Below are 16,885 nucleotides of genomic sequence, written 5' to 3'. Positions count from 1 at the left end.
GAACGGCGACCGCTACCGCCTGCCGGTCGCGCAGGCGACGGCGTAGCATGCGCCGACCGCATCTGCAAAGGGCGGTGCGCCCCGCCATGCGGATAGGCGTTGGCGCTCGCGCTTCGTGACAGCCATGCAACGAATGTGATGGCTGCAATGGTTAAGACCAGGCTTAAACACTCGTAAAGCCGGATCGATCATGTTAGCCGGCAGTGGATGGGTTGGCGGGGGCTGGCCAGTCGAGAGACCTATCTATTGCCAGTGACGCGTCTGATCATAGTCTTCCTGATGATGGGAAGTTTCGCCCTCATGTTCGCCGAGCTTGTGCGCCACTCGGAGGAGATGAGCCAGCGGCCGCATCCGACGGCCTCCCGCTGCGGCGACGCCGCCGGGATGCCTTGTCCGCAAAGGGCGCTTTGAAGCGCTAGCGGTTCTGCAGCAGGTGACAGCCCGCCTGCCGCTTCTGCGCAAGATACTCGTCGATCAACTGGCGGTAGCGCACCTTGCCGAAGCTCGGGAAATGGCCGCCATGCACGACCGAGACGTCGAGGTCGCGCATGGCAAGCAGCGTCTCGACATAGTCGCCGATATCGGAGTGGTAGACGTCGTCGATCAGCGGCCCGTCATAGACGATGTCGCCGGACAAGAGGATGCGGGTCTTTCGCTCGTAGAGCGCGATGCCGCCGGGTGAGTGGCCAGGCGTGTGGATGACCTCGAAGGCACGATCGCCGAGATCGACAACGTCGCCATGCTCAAGCAGCCGGTTGGCCGGCGCAGGCGGGATGCGGTAGCTGGCCGTATCCCATCCGTCGGGCATGCCGTCGAACATATCGTCAGTCGCGTAGCGGTCGGCGACCGTCCGCTCGTTGCGCGGATCGGCGAGGATCTGGGCTTCAGCCGAATGCACGCAGCGATCCGGAAATTCGTGGTGGCAGCCGATGTGGTCGAAATGCGTGTGGCTGGCGACGCAGACAAGCTTGCGTTCGGTGACCAGCGGCACATGGCGCCGCAGGCTGAAATGGCCGAGGCCGGTATCGAACAAAAGATCGCCGTCGCGGCCGCGCACATGCCAGATGTTGCAGCGGAAGAACGGCTTTATCCATGGCTCATGGATGAGCGTGACGTCGTCGCTCATGCGGATGCTCTCGTACCAGTCCGGAGCCTCGATGACCGGAAGCATGCTCATTGGATCAGTCCGCCAGCAGGATGATGTCTTGAGCGTCGCATGAAACCGCGACCGTGTCGCCGGCCTGGACGGTCGCGGGAGCTGGTGCCTTGGCGATGAACTGCAATGCAGGATCCTGCACCGAGGTAGCGAGCACCCGCTTGAAGCTCCCTTGGAAGACGACGTCGCTCACTCTGGCGGTGCCGAGCGCAACGTCGCCTTTCGCTCCCGCAAGGATGAGGTGCTCGGGCCGGATGGCAAGCGCCACAGCCGCGCCAGCCGGCGCCGTGCCGGGCAGCGAGATCGGCCCGAGCCTGGTCGCCACTGCGACGCGTCCATCCTGTGTTTCGCCGGCTTTGCCGGCAAGAATCGTGCTTTCGCCCATGAAGGTCGCCGAGAAGCGAGTCTTCGGCCGCGCATAGACTCGCTCGGGCGGTCCTTCGTCCTCGATGCGCCCATCATTCATCACCACGCAATGGCCGGCCAGGGCCATCGCTTCTTCCTGGTCGTGCGTGACATGGACGAAAGCGGTGCCGACCCGCTTCTGGATCGCTTTCAACTCGTCCTGCATCTGCCGGCGCAGCTTAAGATCCAGCGCGCCGAGCGGCTCGTCGAGCAACAGCACCGCCGGCTCGATGACCAGCGCACGCGCCAACGCCACGCGCTGGCGCTGGCCACCGGAGAGCTGGTGCGGCTTCTTGTCGAAGGAGTCTGCAAGCCCGACGAGGGCGAGCGCTTCGCGTGCCTTTGCCGTCCGCGTCGCGCCATCGACGCCCTGCATGCGCAGCCCGAAGCCGACATTCTTACCGACGCTCATATGCGGGAACAGCGCGTAGTCCTGGAAGACGGTCGTCGTCGGGCGCTTGGCCGGCGGCACGGCGGTGCAATCCGCGCCGCGAATGAACACCTTGCCTTCGCTGGGGGTGACGAAGCCGCCAAGGATCGAAAGCAGCGTCGTCTTGCCGGAGCCGGACGGGCCGAGGAGGATCGTGTAGCTGCCGGGCTCGATCGCGAGCGAGACGTTCTTCAAAACGCGAAGGTGGCCGAAATGATGCGAGACGTTGCGGATGTCGACCAATGGGGCGCTCATGCCGGCTTTCTCCGCAGCAGGGTCAATTCGAACAGCACCACGAGCACAATGGAAACCGCAAAGACCAGCGAGCCGACGGCATTGGTCTTGGGATTGAGGCCGGAGCGCAAGAGGTTCCAGATCTCGACCGGGAGCGTCGTCTCGAATCGGGTGAGCAGGAAGGAGATGACGAACTCGTCCCAGGAGAAGGTCATCGACAGGAAGAAGCCGGCGAAGATCGCCGGCGCCATGACCGGCACCGTGATCATCAGCAGCACCTTCCATTCGGCAGCGCCGAGGTCGCGCGCGGCGCGCTCGATGTTGATCTGGTGGTCGCCCATCTGGCTGTAGATGATGGCGAAGCAGAGCGGCAGGTTGATCACCACATGACCGATGCCGACGGCGATGAGCGATTTCGGCACGCCGGCCCAGTTGAACAGCACCAGCAGCCCCATGCCGATGATCAGATAGCTGACGGTGAGCGGCAGCGTGATCAGCCCGCGCAGCAGGGCCGAGCCCGGCAGCACGAAGCGCGCGAAACCCCAGGCGGAAAGGAAGCCGAGCGTGACGGATGCGAGCGAGGACAGCACCGCCACCAGCAGCGAATTGACCAGCGCGGACGTCAGCCGCGCATCGGACAGCACCGCCTGGTACCAGCGCAGCGACGGGCCGGTGAAAGGCGGGATGGGGAAAGAGGTCGCCTGCAGCGAGAACAGTATCAGCACGACCACCGGCAGGAAGATGAAGCCGTAGACGGCGATCGCGTAGAGCCAGGCAGCGAGGCGGACGGCAGCACGCATGGTCAAGCCCGCTCGATCTTCAGCCAGCGGGCGCAGGCGAGATAGGCGACGGTGACGACGGCCATCAGGATGATCGAAAGCGCCGAGGCCAGCGGAAAATCGCCGCGCCGGCCGATCTGCATCATGACCAGCTGCGGCATGACCAACTCGTTGTTGCCGCCGAGGATCTGCGGCGTGATGTAGTCGCCGATGCAAAGCACGAAGGTGAGGAAAGCCCCGACCATGATGCCGGGCAGGGTCAGCGGCAGCACGACATGCAGGAAGGTCCGCACCGGCCCGGCACCGAGGTCGGCGGCCGCCTTGCGATAGCTCGGGCTGAGTTGTTTCAGATTGGCGAAGATGGTGAGCGTCAGCAGCATGACGAAGAAGTGCACGAAGCCGGTGACGGTGGCGAGCCGAGTGTTCGCAAGCTGCAGCGGCTCGGTGACCAAGCCGATGCCGGTGAGCGCCCGATTGATGACGCCGTTCTGCGCCAGCACGAGCAGCCAGGAATAGGAGCGTACGACGTAAGACGTCCAGAACGGCAGTACGGCGAGCATCAGTGCCAACCGCTGCCAGCGCTCCGGTACTTGCTCGGCGAGGATCCAGGCGAAGGGATAGGCGAGCAGGATCGAAATCACGGTGACGATTGCGGTCACCTGCAGCGAGTTCACCATCGCCCGCCAATAGGATGGATCGGTGAAGAACTGGCTGTAATTGGCCAAAGTGAAGCCGCCGCCTTCATGCGCCGTCAGGCTCGACAATCCCATGGCGACGAAGGGCAGCACGAAGAACAGAAGCGTCCACGCCAGCGCCGGCGTGACCAGCGCCCAGGGCAGGGCACGCGGGCTGCCTCCGGAACCGCTCATTGGCCGATTACTGCGCCTGCAGCATTTCGGTCCACATGTCCTGCATCTTCTTGTCGAGATCGGCGTTCGGCGCCGGATAGGCCTGGGCGCGGGCAAGGAAGCCGGGCTGCTCGTCGAAGCGCAGGATCTTCTTCTGCTCGTCGGTGAGCGCTGCCTTCTTGTTGGACGGCATGCCCCAGTAGCAGGAGGAGGTGGCAAGGCGCGCCTGGCCTTCCGGGCTCAGAATGTACTGAATGAATTTTAGCGCCATGTCCTTGTTCTTGGAATCCTTGAACATGGCGAGCGACTGCGACCACAGCACCGCGCCTTCCTTGGGGATCGAGAAGTCGAGCGCCGGGTTTTCCTTGGCGAGCCCCGCAGTCACCCACTCGCCGCCGCCGACAAGGACGTCCACCTCGCCGGTCGCAAGCGCGGTCTGGCTGGCGGTGACTTCCCCGACCAGCTTGGCGTTGGCCTTCATCTTGAGCAGCTCGGCCTTGAGAGCGGGCAGGTCTGCCTCGGTGAGGTCGGCGGTCTTCTTGCCGATCGCCAGAGCCGCCATGCCGATGACCGGCAGGTAATAGTCGTAGATCGCGATCTTGCCCTTGTATTTGTCGCTGGTCAGCGAAGCCAGCGACTGCATGTCGGCCGGATCGACCTTGGTCTTGTTGAAGCCGATCGTGTTGTAGCCGAACTTTTCGGTGATGCCGTAGCGCTTGCCGTCGACCACGGTGGACTTGTCCATCTTCACTTCCGGAAAGAGGTCGGCGAAAGGCAGCTTGTCCTCCGGCAGCGGCTCGAACAGGCCTTTCTCGACACCGCGCTGTACGTCGATGGAATCGATCACCATCACGTCCCAATCGCCCGGCTGCGACTGATCGACGATCGCGAGCCCTGCGCCTGTGCCCTCGAATTCCTTGACGTTGACCTTGACGTTGTTGGCCTCCTCGAAGGGCTGCAGCAGCGCCGGATCGGAGTGGTCGCACCAGATCAGCGCGTTGAGATCGGCGGCCTGAGCGCCGCCAGCGGCGAGCAGTGCCACAGCAGCGCAGGCGGCTCCGAGACGGGACTTCAGGCTGGAAAGCGGATTCCGGACAGTCATCGAGTGTTCTCCCTGCCTTGCTGGCTTGTTGAGGAAAAGTTGAACCAATTCTAAAATTGAGTCAATTATGATTTTGTGGCAGAGAGGCCGATATGAGCGGATTGCGCGCACGGCAGAAGGCGGACAGGCACCGCCGCATCATCGATGCGGCGACGGAGCTTTTCCGTGAGGCCGGCTATGAAGGCGCCAAGATCGAGGCCATAGCTGCGCAGGCCGAAGTCTCGATCGGCACGATCTACAATTACTACCAGAACAAGGGTGACATCCTCGGCGCCATCGTCGCTATGGAGGTCAGCGAGGTGCTGAATGCCGGGCAAGGCGTGGTCGGCAGCCCGCCGGCCGAGGTCGGCGACGCGCTCGACAGGCTGATCGGCATCTATATCGAGCACTCGCTCAATTACCTGAGCAAGGAGATGTGGCGGCAGGCGATGGCAATCTCGACCCAATTGCCCGACAGCCCTTTCGGCCAGGCCTATACCGCGCTCGACCGCGCCTTGACCGAACAGATCCGGGCGCTGATCGCCCGCCTGCAGGAGATCGGCCTGGTGCGGTCAGACATCGATGGCCCGGCGGTGGGCGAGTTGATCTTCAACAACATGAACATGATGTTCATCGAGTTCGTGAAGCGCGACCAGGCGAAAATCCCGGAGCTGCGCGCGGCGATAAGGCGGCAGAACCGGATCTTGGTGGCTGCGATCGGCGTATAGAAGATCAAGAGCGAGCAGGTAGAGGGCTTTCAGCAAAGCGTCGCGGCCGAACGTACTCACTGACGGTTGATCAGCCACAGAATGGTCGAGAGAACGACACTGATCAGAATTCCCGTGGTGATGGGAACGTAGAGCCTGAAATTCTCGCGCTCGATCACGATATCACCGGGCAACCTGCCGAGGCCGATCCTGGTTACCCATGGCCACAGCAGGCCAGCGGCAACTATGCTGAGGCCAATGACGATCAGAGTTCGCGACATGGCAGCACCTGCCGGAAATAGCGCATTGCCAGAATATAGTGATGCTCGAAAGCTGGCAGAGCGAAGGATGGTGCCCCCGGCAGGGATCGAACCCGCGACCTTCGGTTTACAAAACCGCTGCTCTACCAGCTGAGCTACAAGGGCACGGCGCTCCGGTAGCACATTTCGTGCGCCAGTAAAGACAAAACTCCGTTTTGGGTTGCTAATGGACCGCTTGGCTTAGTCGGCATGCTGAAAAGCGGCGCGCCGCTTCCTACATCTCTGTCGGGTGCAATGGCATCGAACGGGGTGTCGCATGATCAGATTCGTCATCATCCTACCGCTCATCGTCGTGACCTGGCTTCTCCTGATGAAGGCCGTCAGCGATCTGAAGAAGGCCAACATCGACTGGACGGGCGTCACCACGATCATCGGCTTCATCGTGCTGGCCCTCTGGCTGCGGCACGTGACGGGGATGGGGTGAAGGGGAGTGAATGGTGAATGGTGAAAGGCGGCGTTTTCTCGACCATTCACTCATCCACCCATCCATCGAACCTTTTGCCGCCGCTCCGCCACAACTGATCGCCAGAGGCGAATGGTCGCCTCAATCAAGGATAGGGGCAGTTCCGAAAGATTTGAGCCGCTTCCGGCCACTCAAAAAAATCAGAAAAAAACTTCGAACCTTTTCCGCGCTGCAACGACAGATGATCAAGAGGCGGATCGATCGCCTCGGTCAGGAAACCAAGGAGATCATCATGTTCAAGCGCACGCTCGTTTCGACCCTTATCGCCACCTCTGTCGCCGCCGGCACGCTGGCCGGCACCGTCCAGCCTTCGGCCGCTCACGACCATCATCACCGCCGCGAGCTCGGCATCGGCATCGCCGCCGGCGTTGGCGGCTTCGTCCTGGGCAACCTGCTCGCTCAGCAGCCGCGCACGGTCTATGTCGAGGATGGCTACGCCGGTTCCTGGCATGTTCGCCGCTGCATGGCCCGCTATGCCAGCTACGATCCGGGCTCGAACACCTACATCGGCTACGACGGCTATCCGCATTACTGTCGCCTCTGAGCAATTCCAGGAAAAGCGCATAGCGGTTTTCCGTCCGGAACTGCGTAAACAGAGGAGAGCCACCGTCTCGGCAACCGGAAAGGGGGCTTCGCGGCCCCTTTTTCGCCTGGTGCTAGGAGGTCTTGGCCTCGATCGCCAATCCCGCGCTGCGGCAGGCGCCGGCAACAGCAAGCCCGGCATTCGGCGATTCACCGCTCATCGCGACAAGTTCGAAGCTGTTTCCAGCATCCGGGTAGACCTTGGCAATGAAGGCTTTGCCGTCCCTGGAGCCGCCGGCCGAGCGCTTGTCGTCGACAAAGCCGCAAACCACGATCTCCTGGCGGCCATTCAACGTCCGCTCACCGGCAAGCATCGTCCCGAACTTCGCCGAGACTGGATCCTTCAAGTGCTGGCGGACGCCGGCGGTAATGATCTCCTCGAGGGCGAGCGACACCGGTATGGAATCCACGCGTTGCCCGCTGGAGTCCGGCACCGGTGTCGTGGCGGCGCATCCGCAAAGTGAAGCGGCGAGCAAGAGTTGAACCGTTTTCAGCATCCCCGCCCTTTCGCATGCATTCGAACGCCGCGGCAAGATGGCAGGGCCTATCAGCCGACGGTGTACAGCGATACGTTTAGTCTGGCCCGCTTCGAGATAGCGGCCAAGAGCGCGCTGCCCGGCGCATGACGCCGGGGTCATGCGCAAACAAAAGCTGTCGTAGTCAGTAGGCTTTCACGCCGCCAATCATCTTCGTCACCTCGGCCGCGGCTTCGCGCACCAGCGGGCCGATCTCTGCCAGGCGCTCCGGCGTGACCCGCACCGTCGGGCCGGACACGGAAACGCCGCCGATCGGCTCGCCGAACTCGTTGAAGATGGCGGCGGCGACGCAGCGCATGCCGGGATGGCGTTCCTCGTCGTCGACCGACCAGCCGCGATGCTTGATGGTCGCCAGATCGTGAGCCAGCGCCGAGATGTCGGACAGCGTCTTGTCGGTGTAGCGTTGCAGGCCGGCCTTGCGCAGGATGGCGGCGACCCGCTCCGGCTCGAGATGCGCCAGCACCGCCTTGCCGATGCCCGACGCATGGAAGGAACTGCGCGTGCCCGGCCGGAAGAAGGCGCGGATCGCCTGATGCGTCTCGACCTGACTTACGAAAACCACGCAATCGTCTTCGGCGACGCCCAGATTGGCGGTCTCGCCGGTCTTTTCCATCAGTTCCTGCATGACGATGCGGGCGCGGTCGACCAGCTTGCGGCGGCGCAGGAAGGCGGCGCCCATGCGGTAGGTCTCGACGCCGATCGACCAGAGCTGGTCGGTCGAGTCGAAGTCGACCATGCCGTGGTTCTCCAGCGTCGTCAGCATGCGGTAGGCCGTTGAGGCGGCGATGCCGCTGCGCTCCGCGATCTCGCTCAAGGACAAGCCGCTGGCGTCCGCGACGATCGCCAGGATGCGCAGCGCGCGGTCGAGCGACTGCACCGAAGCCGCTTCCTGCGGGCCGTTGAAGGCACGCGGCCGGCCGCGCTGGCGTTTTTCCGTGGTTTCCATGCACGCATTCTCCGCAATTTTGCGCGGAGCACAATGAAAAAGTTTTTCACTGGCCCCCCGTGGCGATTTTCTGAAAAAGGAAAAGATCAGTGAATTCAGCTAGGTACAACATTTTTATCGAAATGAAAAAATATTCTGAAAAAATTGAAAAATCGAGAACGCGCTGGCATTCTAAAGCCAACCAACCAAGTGGAGGCTGAACATGGCCAGGATGCGCGCTGTCGACGCGGCGGTTCTCGTTCTAGAAAAGGAAGGCATCACCAATGCCTTCGGCGTGCCGGGCGCGGCGATCAACCCGCTCTATTCGGCGCTGAAGGCGCGCGGTACCATCCGCCACGTTCTCGCGCGCCATGTCGAGGGCGCCTCGCACATGGCTGAAGGTTTTACCCGCGCCAAGGCCGGCAATATCGGGCTCTGCATCGGCACCTCAGGTCCGGCCGGCACCGATATGATCACCGGGCTCTATTCCGCCTCGGCGGATTCCATTCCCATCCTCTGCATCACCGGGCAGGCGCCGCGCGCTCGCCTCAACAAGGAGGATTTCCAGGCCGTCGACATCGCTTCGATCGCAGCACCCGTCGCCAAATGGGCCGTCACCGTCATGGAACCCTATCTGGTGCCGATGGCGCTGCAGAAGGCGTTCCACCTGATGCGCTCCTCGCGACCGGGCCCGGTGCTGATCGACCTGCCGCTCGATGTGCAGCTTGCCGAGATCGAATTCGACATCGACGCCTATGAGCCGCTGGTTCCCTTCAGGCCGGCAATGACGCGCGCCCAGGCCGAGAAGGCTTTGGCGATGCTCAACCAGGCGCAAAAGCCGCTGATCGTCGCCGGCGGCGGCATCATCAACGCCGATGCTTCCGATTTGCTGATCGAGTTCGCCGAAGTCACCGGCGTGCCGGTCGTTCCGACGTTGATGGGCTGGGGCGCGATCCCCGACGATCACCGGCTGATGGCCGGCATGTGCGGCCTGCAGACCTCGCACCGTTACGGCAACGCGACAATGCTTGAAGCCGACTTCGTCTTTGGCATCGGCAACCGCTGGGCCAATCGCCACACCGGGTCGGTCGACGTCTACACCAAGGGCAAGAAATTCATCCATGTCGACATCGAGCCCACTCAGATCGGCCGCGTCTTCGCGCCGGATCTCGGCATCGTCTCGGATGCGGGCGCGGCGCTGAAGATGCTGCTCGACGTCGCCACCGAGTGGCGTACGGCCGGCAAGCTGCGCGACTGGTCGGGCTGGGCGAAGGAATGCCAGCAGCGCAAGAAAACCATGAAGCGCAAGACGCATTTCGAGCAGGTGCCGCTGAAGCCGCAGCGCGTCTATGAGGAGATGAACAAGGCTTTTGCCCGCGACACCACCTATGTCACCACGATCGGCCTGTCGCAGATCGCCGGTGCGCAATTCCTGCATGTCTACAAGCCGCGCAACTGGATCAACTGCGGCCAGGCCGGCCCGCTCGGCTGGACGCTGCCGGCCGCGCTCGGCGTGCGCGCCGCGGATCCCGATCGCGCCATCGTCGCGCTCTCCGGCGACTACGACTTCCAGTTCATGATCGAGGAGCTGGCGGTCGGCGCGCAGTACAAGCTGCCTTACATCCACGTCGTCGTGAACAACGCCTATCTCGGGCTGATCCGCCAGGCGCAGCGCGGCTTCTCGATGGACTACGAGGTGAGCCTCGCCTTCGAGAACGTCAACCGGGCAAACGATCCCGAGGCCGGCTACGGCGTCGACCATGTCGCGGTCGCCGAGGCGATGGGCTGCAAGGCGGTTCGTGTGCGCAAGCCGGAAGAGTTCGCCGGCGCCTTCAAAGACGCTGAGCGGCTGATGAAGGAACACCAGGTCCCGGTCGTTCTCGAATTCATCCTTGAACGTGTCACCAACATTTCCATGGGCACCGAAATCGACAAGATCACCGAATTCGAGGAGCTTGCCGAAAGCCACGAGGATGCGCCGACGGCGATCGTGATGCTCGATTGAGGTCCGGCGGAAAGAAGGAGCAAAAGAATGCCGCGTTTTTCAGCCAATCTTTCGATGCTCTTCGGGGAGCACGAATTCCTAGATCGTTTCGATGCCGCTGCCCGCGCCGGCTTCAAGGGCGTCGAATATATCGGGCCGTACGACCATGCGCCGGACGTTGTTGCCGCTCGCCTCAAGAAGAACGGCCTGACGCAGGTTCTCTTCAACCTGCCGGCCGGCGACTGGGCAAAGGGCGAGCGCGGCATTGCCGTGCTGCCCGACCGCGTGCCTGAATTTCGCCAGGGCGTCGCCAAGGCGATCACTTATGCGCACGCGCTTGGCTGCGAGCAGGTCAACTGCCTCGCCGGCATCGCGCCGCAGGGTGCCGATCGCACTACTTTGGAAAACGTCTTTGCCGAAAACCTCGCTTTCGCGGCCGAAAAGCTGGAGCAGGCCAGCATCAAGCTGCTGATCGAGCCGATCAACACTCGCGACATTCCGGGCTTCTTCCTGAATTACACCGATCAGGCGCTGGCGCTGATCGACCGCATCGGCTCGAAGAACCTGTTCCTGCAATACGACATTTATCACATGCAGATCATGGAGGGGGATCTCGCCCGTACCATCGAGGCAAACCTTGGCCGCATCGCGCATATCCAGCTTGCGGACAATCCCGGCCGTCACGAGCCGGGGACCGGCGAGATCAACTATCCCTTCCTCTACGACCATATCGACCGGCTCGGCTATCCCGGCTGGATCGGTGCCGAATACAAGCCGAAGGCCGGCACGGAGGTGGGACTCGGTTGGTTCCGTCAGTTCGCCGGGCAGGGGAGTGCGGCGGCTTAGGCGCTTCTCAACCAGCGTCGCCCCTGCCCCTCACCCTTACCCTCTCCCCGTGAAAAACGGGGAGAGGGGTCGCCAGCGCTGGAGCTTGTCTTATCTCCCCGTCCTTCACGGGGAGAAGGTGCCGGCAGGCGGATGAGGGGCGGCGCCAGCCTTCGATCCATTCGGACAAAGACCTTCAGGAGACCGCAAAATGGAAACCATCGGCTTCATTGGCCTCGGCATCATGGGCGGGCCGATGGCGGGCCATCTGCTCGACGCCGGCTATCCGATCATCGCCAGCGACCATCGCTCGAAGCCGCCGGCCGATCTCGCGGCCAAGGGGCTGAAGACCGTCACCGGCCACGATGCGGTGGCCAGCGCCGCCGACATCATCATCACCATGGTGCCCGACACGCCGCAGGTGGCGGATGTGCTGTTCGGCGAAAACGGCGTCGCTTCAGCTCTGTCGAAAGGCAAGCTCGTCATCGACATGAGCTCGATCTCGCCGATCGCCACCAAGGACTTCGCCAAGAAAATTAACGATCTCGGCTGCGACTATCTCGACGCGCCGGTATCCGGCGGCGAGGTCGGCGCCAAGGCAGCCTCGCTTACCATCATGGTCGGCGGCGAGGACAAAGCGTTCGAGCGCGCCAGGCCGGTGTTCGAAAAGATGGGCAAGAACATCACGCTGGTCGGGCCGAACGGCGTCGGCCAGACCACCAAGGTCGCCAACCAGATCGTCGTGGCGCTCACCATCGAGGCGGTCGGCGAAGCCCTGGTCTTTGCATCAAAGGCCGGCGCCGATCCTGCAAAGGTTCGCCAAGCCCTGATGGGCGGTCTCGCCGCCTCGCGCATCCTCGAAGTGCATGGCGAGCGCATGATCAAGCGCACCTTCGCGCCCGGTTTCCGCATCGAACTGCACCAGAAGGACCTCAACCTCGCGCTGGAAGGCGCCAAGGCGCTCGGCGTTGCGCTCCCCAACACCTCGACCACGCAGCAACTGTTCAATTCCTGCGCCGCCAACGGCGGGGCGAAGGAGGATCACTCGGCGCTGGTCAGGGCGCTAGAGCGGATGGCGGGACACGAAGTGGCCTAGAAGCGAATAGCGAATAGGGAGTAGCGAATAGGGATTGCAGGCCGACGGGCCGCCGTGTTTCGCTATTCGCTATTCGCTATTCGCTATTCGCTATTCGCTATGAATTTTCGCGCCGCATAAAGGCTCACCGCCGCGGCATTCGACACGTTGAGCGAGCGGATGGCGCCGGGCATGTCCAGGCGGGCAAGCGCCGTCACCGTCTCGCGCGTCTTCTGGCGCAAGCCCTTGCCCTCGGCGCCCAGAACCAGCGCAATTTTTCCTCCGGCGAAGCTCTTTTCCAGCTCCGCCGATCCCTCGGAATCGAGCCCGATCGTCTGGAAGCCGGCATCGTGCAGTTGACCCAGCGCGTCGGCCAGGTTCTTCACCTCGATCTGGTCGATGTGCTCCAGCGCGCCCGAGGCCGATTTCGCCAGCACGCCCGATTCCTGCGGGCTGTGGCGGGCCGTCGTGATCAGCGCGCCGGCGCCGAAAGCAACCGCGGAGCGCAGGATAGCGCCGACATTGTGCGGGTCGGTGACCTGGTCGAGCACCAGCACCAGCTTTGTGTCGCCGAGCGTGTCAAGGCGCTTGGGTTTAAGCGGTTCCGCCTCGATCAACACGCCCTGATGCACGGCGTCCGAGCCGGTGATTTTGTCGATATCTTTGGGCTCGACCAACTCGGTCTTGAAGGACAGGGCGGAAAGATCGCCGATCGCCAGCCTCTCGGCGGCATTGCGGGTCACTAGCATCTTTCTGATCTTGCGTCGCGGATTGTCGAGCGCGGCCCGCACCGTGTGCAGGCCGTAAAGCCGCACCAGTCCGTCGGCGGGGCCTTCGCCTGGCGGCACCGGTTGGCGCGGCCGGAATGCCGGCGCGCCGCCCGCCTTCTGGTCGCGATGCGCGCGCCTCAGCTTGGCGTAGTGGGTATCCTTCGGGGTGCCCGGTTTGCTGCTTTTGTTGTCGCTCATGCCGGCCTCTATAACCGTCCCGGCCGGCTAAGGATACGGGCTGCGGCGACGAATGCCGAACATCCTCGAAAAACCCTGGCCGCGCCGGTTGACACCCACCGGCCTTGCCGCCATAAGGCGCATCGCTGATTTCGGAGAAGATCCTTACTCGGGCTCCGGGTCGGCTGAAATGCCTCGTTGCATGGCTCCGGCGGCAGACTGGAGAGGTGCCCGAGTGGTTAAAGGGGACGGACTGTAAATCCGTTGGCTTAGCCTACGTTGGTTCGAATCCAACCCTCTCCACCACTGCCGGCCCGGAAGCCCTGAAACGAAAAGCACCGGAAGTGTGCCACTGTTTTCCGATGCTAGCGCAGGCGGGTATAGCTCAGTGGTAGAGCAGCAGCCTTCCAAGCTGAATATGCGGGTTCGATTCCCGCTACCCGCTCCAGATCTTTCTCCTCGTATGCCTCAAATGAAAGACGCCGAGCACCCGTGGCGCGCGGCGTGTTCGGCCCGCCTTGTGCTTAGCTGTTGAAAGCCGATGTCACCTGATGTTGTGGCGGGACTTGGCCATTCGGCGTCAGCTTGTCGACAACGCCGGGCAGCGCCGTGGACAATTGCTGCAGCAGCTCCTGCTCGTTCATACCGGTACGTTGCGCGATCTCGCGGATCACCGCCGGCCCCAGCGCCGAGCCGAGATCGTTGGCGTTGATCGGCCGGTTCTGGCCGGTGCCGACCCAGGAATCGGCAACGTTGCCGTGGCCGGCGTCTCGCAGTCTGTCGAGCAGCCCGCCCAGTCCGCCGAGCAGGCCGCCATCGGCGGAGGTTCCGGCGGGAGTTGGGGCGGGGGCCTGAGCTTCGGCTGGCTGTTCCTCGCTTCTGCCGCTCAGCATCTTGCCGACCAACAGCGCGCCGAGCGCGATCATCAGGGGTTTGGTGATGTTGCCGCCGGGAACGGCGTTGTCAAAAAGGCCCATCATGGATCTCCTATCAACCAAGTCCACCCGGCGCCAGAATGGCTCAACCGGGGGAATTTTCAAGCTGTCTTGAGCTTTTGACAATCATATGAAAATGATTGGCAGCGGGGGGATTGGAGGGAAGAAATGGGCATCATCAGCTGGATCATTCTCGGCGCGATCGCCGGCTTCATCGGCAGCAAGATCGTCAACAAGACCGGTCAGGGCTTGATCATGGACATCGTGCTCGGCATCGTCGGCGCGATCGTCGGTGGCGTGATCTTCAGCGCCTTCGGCGCATCGGGCGTCACCGGCCTCAACATCTGGAGCCTGATTGTCGCCGTCATCGGCTCGGTCGTCGTGCTCTGGGCTTATCACCAGTTCTCCGGCAGGCGCACGCTGTAGAACGGTCGAACGATCGGCGAAACCACGGCTCGATCGCCGTGGTGGGATCGTCAGCCGAGCGCTGGTCGTCGAACGCGACCGCGCTGCGTATTGGCATTGGATGGCGTGGGGCGGAACGGCGATGGCGGTCCAGATTCAAGGCCTTCCAGTCACCTATTATCCAATCCCGAAAAGCGGCACCAGCAGCGTCAAATATGCGCTGATGGCGCTCGGCGGCAAGGAAGCCACTCTGCTTGACCCGGACAACGACGTCCACAGTCAAATTGCAACCAATTGGGCCGATCCGTTCGAGCCGGTCTATGACGGTCTCGGCGGTAAATTCACGATCGTTCGTGATCCGCTGGAGCGGCTGCTCTCGGCTTATTCCAGCAGGATATTGGACACCGATGTCCTACGGTCACGCTCGCCCAACCTCGAGTTGCTCGAAAGCTTTGGGCTGCCGACCAACCCGGATCCCGATACCTTCATCCTCAACATCGAAAAATACTGCGCGTGCTCAGGGGACATCCACTTTCACGTCGCCTCGCCACGCCGCTTCATCGGTTCCAGCCTGTTCCTGTTCGAGCACGTCTTCAAATTCGAGGACATGGACAAGGTCGGCGCCTTCCTGTCCACGGTCAGCGGCAAGACAGTCTCTATGCCGCGGCTGCAGGCAGCCCGGGGCAAGGTCAGTCCCTCGGATCTTTCCCCCGCGGCGTTCAGAAGGGCGATGCGCTTCTGCCGCTACGACTACGGTTTCCTTGTCGACTATTACGATCCGGCACGATGGGGAGGCATCCCCCAAGGCGATCCCGATGAGACGTCCTCGCTGCATGTCGCCGGCGATCTGACGGCTTTTCGCAACGGCCGTCTGGTCTACGCGCGGACGCTGCGCAACCTCGTCGGTTTCCTTGCCAAACGTCCGCTGAAGAAAAGGGTGGGGCTGTAGCGTTCAGCTTTTCAGTCCGGACGACCTCAGGCCACAATGCTCAAGCGCCTCCTTCGCTCGTCGAGCGAGACGATGGCGAGGCCGCTGCCGATCACCAGGAGAATGCCGCAGACGGCGAGCGCGTTGGGGAGCTGCCCGAACACCAAAAGGCCGGAAATCACCGCCCAGACGGTGAAGCAATAATAGAAGGGCGCCACCGCGCTTGTCGGTCCGACGCGATAGGCCATGAAGATGAAGAAGTGACCGAAGATCAGGAACAGGCCGGCGCCGGCAAGCAAAAGGAGATGACGGCCCTCCGGCATCACCCACTGTTCCGAGACAAGGTGTGCGACACCTGAGCCGAGCAGCACGACAACCACGGCGGAGATGGCAACGATCATGCCGGGCACCTCGGCGCCCACCTTACGTCCGGCGAGGTCGCGCGTCGCGGCCAGGGCCGCGTTGCCCAGCGCCAGCAAGGCATAGATGGAAATGCCCTGCATCGTCGGTTGCGCCACCATGACGGCGCCGACAAAGCCTAGGCTGATCAGCGCCATTCGCACCGCACCGATCTTCTCGCCGAAAAGGAGCGAGGACCCGACCAGCACGATGAGCGGCGTGATCTGCCCGAGCGCCGTCGAATCGGCGATCGGCATGTTGGCCAACGCCACGACGTAGCAGAGGATCGCCGCCAGCTCGCAAAGGTTCCGGCGCAGCACCTTGCGTTCGAACAGCAGCGGGATCTACCTGCCATAGCCCAGCATGAAAAGCAGCGGCATGCCCCACAGTGTGGCGGCCGCGCCACGCAGCAGCAGCACCTCATAGGGCGGCAGCCCTGCGGTCGCGAGCTTCATCATCGTGTCATTGACGAGGTAGGAGCCCGTCGAGACGATCATGAACAGCGGACCGCGGATATTTGCCGGAATGAATTGCATTGGCTGAAGAAATCAGAGCCGGATCGGGGCGGCAATGGGCCAGTTCCGGCCGATCGGGCGTCTACCCGCGCGAAACTTGTCGATGAGCTAGCCGAGGCGCCAATGAGCTAGCCGAGGCGCCAAGACGCGCGGATTTGAATTCGCCTGTCGCGATCCTATATCCGCGCCATACCCCTGAAATCAGATCATTGGTTCGGCTCGAGCGAGAGAACGCTCAACCACAAGGCACTTGTGTTTTGCGGCCGTTGTCGCTAATCGCCCCGCATTCGACTGAACTGAAGGTCAAGGCCGCCCAAGGAAAGAGACTATGGCAAAAGGTAAATTCGAGCGCACCAAGCCGCATGTGAACATTGGCACGATCGGCCACGTCGATCATGGCAAGACG

Annotated in this window: 20 protein-coding genes, 3 tRNA genes and 1 pseudogene; 11 read left to right on the top strand and 13 right to left on the bottom strand. The window is 62.7% G+C overall.

Features of this window, described 5'->3' with window-relative positions; genetic code table 11:
- Nucleotides 1-415: 415 nt before the first annotated feature.
- The 5 genes from CK215_RS28195 to CK215_RS28175 are packed head-to-tail and all read right to left on the bottom strand — an operon-like array spanning nt 416 to nt 4,954.
- A complete protein-coding gene (locus CK215_RS28195; RefSeq protein WP_066989531.1) occupies nt 416-1,177 on the bottom strand; it encodes an MBL fold metallo-hydrolase in 762 nt (253 codons plus the stop codon).
- Nucleotides 1,178-1,181: 4 nt separating this feature from the next.
- Complete coding sequence (locus CK215_RS28190) at nt 1,182-2,246, bottom strand: ABC transporter ATP-binding protein (protein ID WP_095828511.1); 1,065 nt, start codon at nt 2,244-2,246, stop codon at nt 1,182-1,184.
- Nucleotides 2,243-3,025: an ABC transporter permease gene (locus CK215_RS28185; RefSeq protein WP_095832883.1), complete on the bottom strand. Its 783-nt coding sequence runs from the start codon at nt 3,023-3,025 to the stop codon at nt 2,243-2,245. The genes CK215_RS28190 and CK215_RS28185 overlap by 4 nt, the downstream gene beginning before the upstream one ends.
- A 2-nt stretch (nt 3,026-3,027) precedes the next feature.
- Entirely contained in the window at nt 3,028-3,873 is an 846-nt protein-coding gene (locus CK215_RS28180) for an ABC transporter permease (RefSeq protein ID WP_095832882.1), read from the bottom strand.
- A gap of 7 nt (nt 3,874-3,880) precedes the next feature.
- Nucleotides 3,881-4,954 (bottom strand): spermidine/putrescine ABC transporter substrate-binding protein, encoded by a 1,074-nt coding sequence (locus tag CK215_RS28175; protein WP_095832881.1) that lies wholly within the window; start codon nt 4,952-4,954, stop codon nt 3,881-3,883.
- A gap of 92 nt (nt 4,955-5,046) precedes the next feature.
- Here CK215_RS28175 and CK215_RS28170 point away from each other — a divergent pair, with 92 nt between their 5' ends.
- A complete protein-coding gene (locus tag CK215_RS28170; protein WP_095832880.1) occupies nt 5,047-5,661 on the top strand; it encodes a TetR/AcrR family transcriptional regulator in 615 nt (204 codons plus the stop codon).
- Between the two features lie 56 nt (nt 5,662-5,717).
- Here the strand turns inward: CK215_RS28170 and CK215_RS28165 are convergent, their stop codons facing one another.
- A complete protein-coding gene (locus tag CK215_RS28165; RefSeq protein ID WP_067321527.1) occupies nt 5,718-5,921 on the bottom strand; it encodes a DUF2905 domain-containing protein in 204 nt (67 codons plus the stop codon).
- 68 nt (nt 5,922-5,989) lie between these two features.
- Nucleotides 5,990-6,065: transfer RNA gene (locus CK215_RS28160), tRNA-Thr, on the bottom strand.
- A 151-nt stretch (nt 6,066-6,216) separates the two neighbouring features.
- On the opposite strand from CK215_RS28160, the gene CK215_RS28155 reads away from it, so the two are divergent.
- Both CK215_RS28155 and CK215_RS28150 read left to right on the top strand, forming a co-directional pair.
- Nucleotides 6,217-6,384 carry a hypothetical protein gene (locus CK215_RS28155; RefSeq protein WP_095832879.1) on the top strand — a complete coding sequence of 56 codons (168 nt, stop codon included), beginning with the start codon at nt 6,217-6,219 and terminating at the stop codon, nt 6,382-6,384.
- A 220-nt stretch (nt 6,385-6,604) separates the two neighbouring features.
- Entirely contained in the window at nt 6,605-6,967 is a 363-nt protein-coding gene (locus CK215_RS28150; RefSeq protein ID WP_245418859.1) for a BA14K family protein, read from the top strand.
- Between the two features lie 112 nt (nt 6,968-7,079).
- Here the strand turns inward: CK215_RS28150 and CK215_RS28145 are convergent, their stop codons facing one another.
- Both CK215_RS28145 and bhcR read right to left on the bottom strand, forming a co-directional pair.
- The gene (locus tag CK215_RS28145) at nt 7,080-7,502 is read right to left on the bottom strand and encodes a hypothetical protein (RefSeq protein WP_095832878.1); all 423 of its coding nucleotides are present in this window, start codon (nt 7,500-7,502) and stop codon (nt 7,080-7,082) included.
- Between the two features lie 163 nt (nt 7,503-7,665).
- Nucleotides 7,666-8,487, bottom strand: coding sequence for an HTH-type transcriptional regulator BhcR (bhcR, locus tag CK215_RS28140; protein ID WP_095832877.1), 822 nt, complete (start codon nt 8,485-8,487; stop codon nt 7,666-7,668).
- 202 nt (nt 8,488-8,689) lie between these two features.
- Here bhcR and gcl point away from each other — a divergent pair, with 202 nt between their 5' ends.
- The 3 genes from gcl (at nt 8,690) to CK215_RS28125 (ending at nt 12,371) form a co-directional block, all read left to right on the top strand.
- A complete protein-coding gene (gene gcl, locus CK215_RS28135; protein ID WP_095832876.1) occupies nt 8,690-10,471 on the top strand; it encodes a glyoxylate carboligase in 1,782 nt (593 codons plus the stop codon).
- A 27-nt stretch (nt 10,472-10,498) separates the two neighbouring features.
- Nucleotides 10,499-11,296 carry a 2-oxo-tetronate isomerase gene (gene otnI, locus CK215_RS28130; protein WP_095783294.1) on the top strand — a complete coding sequence of 266 codons (798 nt, stop codon included), beginning with the start codon at nt 10,499-10,501 and terminating at the stop codon, nt 11,294-11,296.
- A gap of 190 nt (nt 11,297-11,486) precedes the next feature.
- On the top strand, nt 11,487-12,371 hold the full coding sequence (locus tag CK215_RS28125) for a 2-hydroxy-3-oxopropionate reductase (RefSeq protein ID WP_095832875.1): 885 nt from the start codon (nt 11,487-11,489) through the stop codon (nt 12,369-12,371).
- Nucleotides 12,372-12,454: 83 nt separating this feature from the next.
- Here CK215_RS28125 and CK215_RS28120 read toward each other — a convergent pair whose 3' ends face one another.
- Entirely contained in the window at nt 12,455-13,318 is an 864-nt protein-coding gene (locus CK215_RS28120; RefSeq protein ID WP_095832874.1) for an RNA methyltransferase, read from the bottom strand.
- A gap of 200 nt (nt 13,319-13,518) precedes the next feature.
- On the opposite strand from CK215_RS28120, the gene CK215_RS28115 reads away from it, so the two are divergent.
- Both CK215_RS28115 and CK215_RS28110 read left to right on the top strand, forming a co-directional pair.
- A tRNA-Tyr gene (locus CK215_RS28115) sits at nt 13,519-13,603 on the top strand.
- 68 nt (nt 13,604-13,671) lie between these two features.
- Nucleotides 13,672-13,745: transfer RNA gene (locus CK215_RS28110), tRNA-Gly, on the top strand.
- 76 nt (nt 13,746-13,821) lie between these two features.
- Here CK215_RS28110 and CK215_RS28105 read toward each other — a convergent pair.
- Entirely contained in the window at nt 13,822-14,274 is a 453-nt protein-coding gene (locus CK215_RS28105) for a YidB family protein (RefSeq protein WP_095832897.1), read from the bottom strand.
- Nucleotides 14,275-14,400: 126 nt separating this feature from the next.
- On the opposite strand from CK215_RS28105, the gene CK215_RS28100 reads away from it, so the two are divergent.
- Both CK215_RS28100 and CK215_RS28095 read left to right on the top strand, forming a co-directional pair.
- A complete protein-coding gene (locus CK215_RS28100; RefSeq protein WP_066989559.1) occupies nt 14,401-14,658 on the top strand; it encodes a GlsB/YeaQ/YmgE family stress response membrane protein in 258 nt (85 codons plus the stop codon).
- Nucleotides 14,659-14,779: 121 nt separating this feature from the next.
- A complete protein-coding gene (locus CK215_RS28095) occupies nt 14,780-15,586 on the top strand; it encodes a sulfotransferase family 2 domain-containing protein (RefSeq protein ID WP_095832873.1) in 807 nt (268 codons plus the stop codon).
- A 26-nt stretch (nt 15,587-15,612) separates the two neighbouring features.
- Here CK215_RS28095 and CK215_RS28090 read toward each other — a convergent pair whose 3' ends face one another.
- On the bottom strand, nt 15,613-16,284 hold the full coding sequence (locus tag CK215_RS28090; RefSeq protein WP_245418858.1) for a DMT family transporter: 672 nt from the start codon (nt 16,282-16,284) through the stop codon (nt 15,613-15,615).
- Nucleotides 16,285-16,308: 24 nt separating this feature from the next.
- Nucleotides 16,309-16,500, bottom strand: a complete 192-nt coding sequence (locus CK215_RS32110; protein WP_245418857.1) for a hypothetical protein — start codon at nt 16,498-16,500, stop codon at nt 16,309-16,311.
- A gap of 307 nt (nt 16,501-16,807) precedes the next feature.
- Between CK215_RS32110 and CK215_RS28085 the strand changes: the two are divergent.
- A pseudogene (locus CK215_RS28085) lies at nt 16,808-16,885 on the top strand (elongation factor Tu); the annotation flags it as partial.

Origin of the sequence: Mesorhizobium sp. WSM3864 (assembly GCF_002294955.1) — a bacterium.
GTDB lineage: Bacteria > Pseudomonadota > Alphaproteobacteria > Rhizobiales > Rhizobiaceae > Mesorhizobium.
This window is presented reverse-complemented; position numbering and strand designations above follow the sequence as displayed.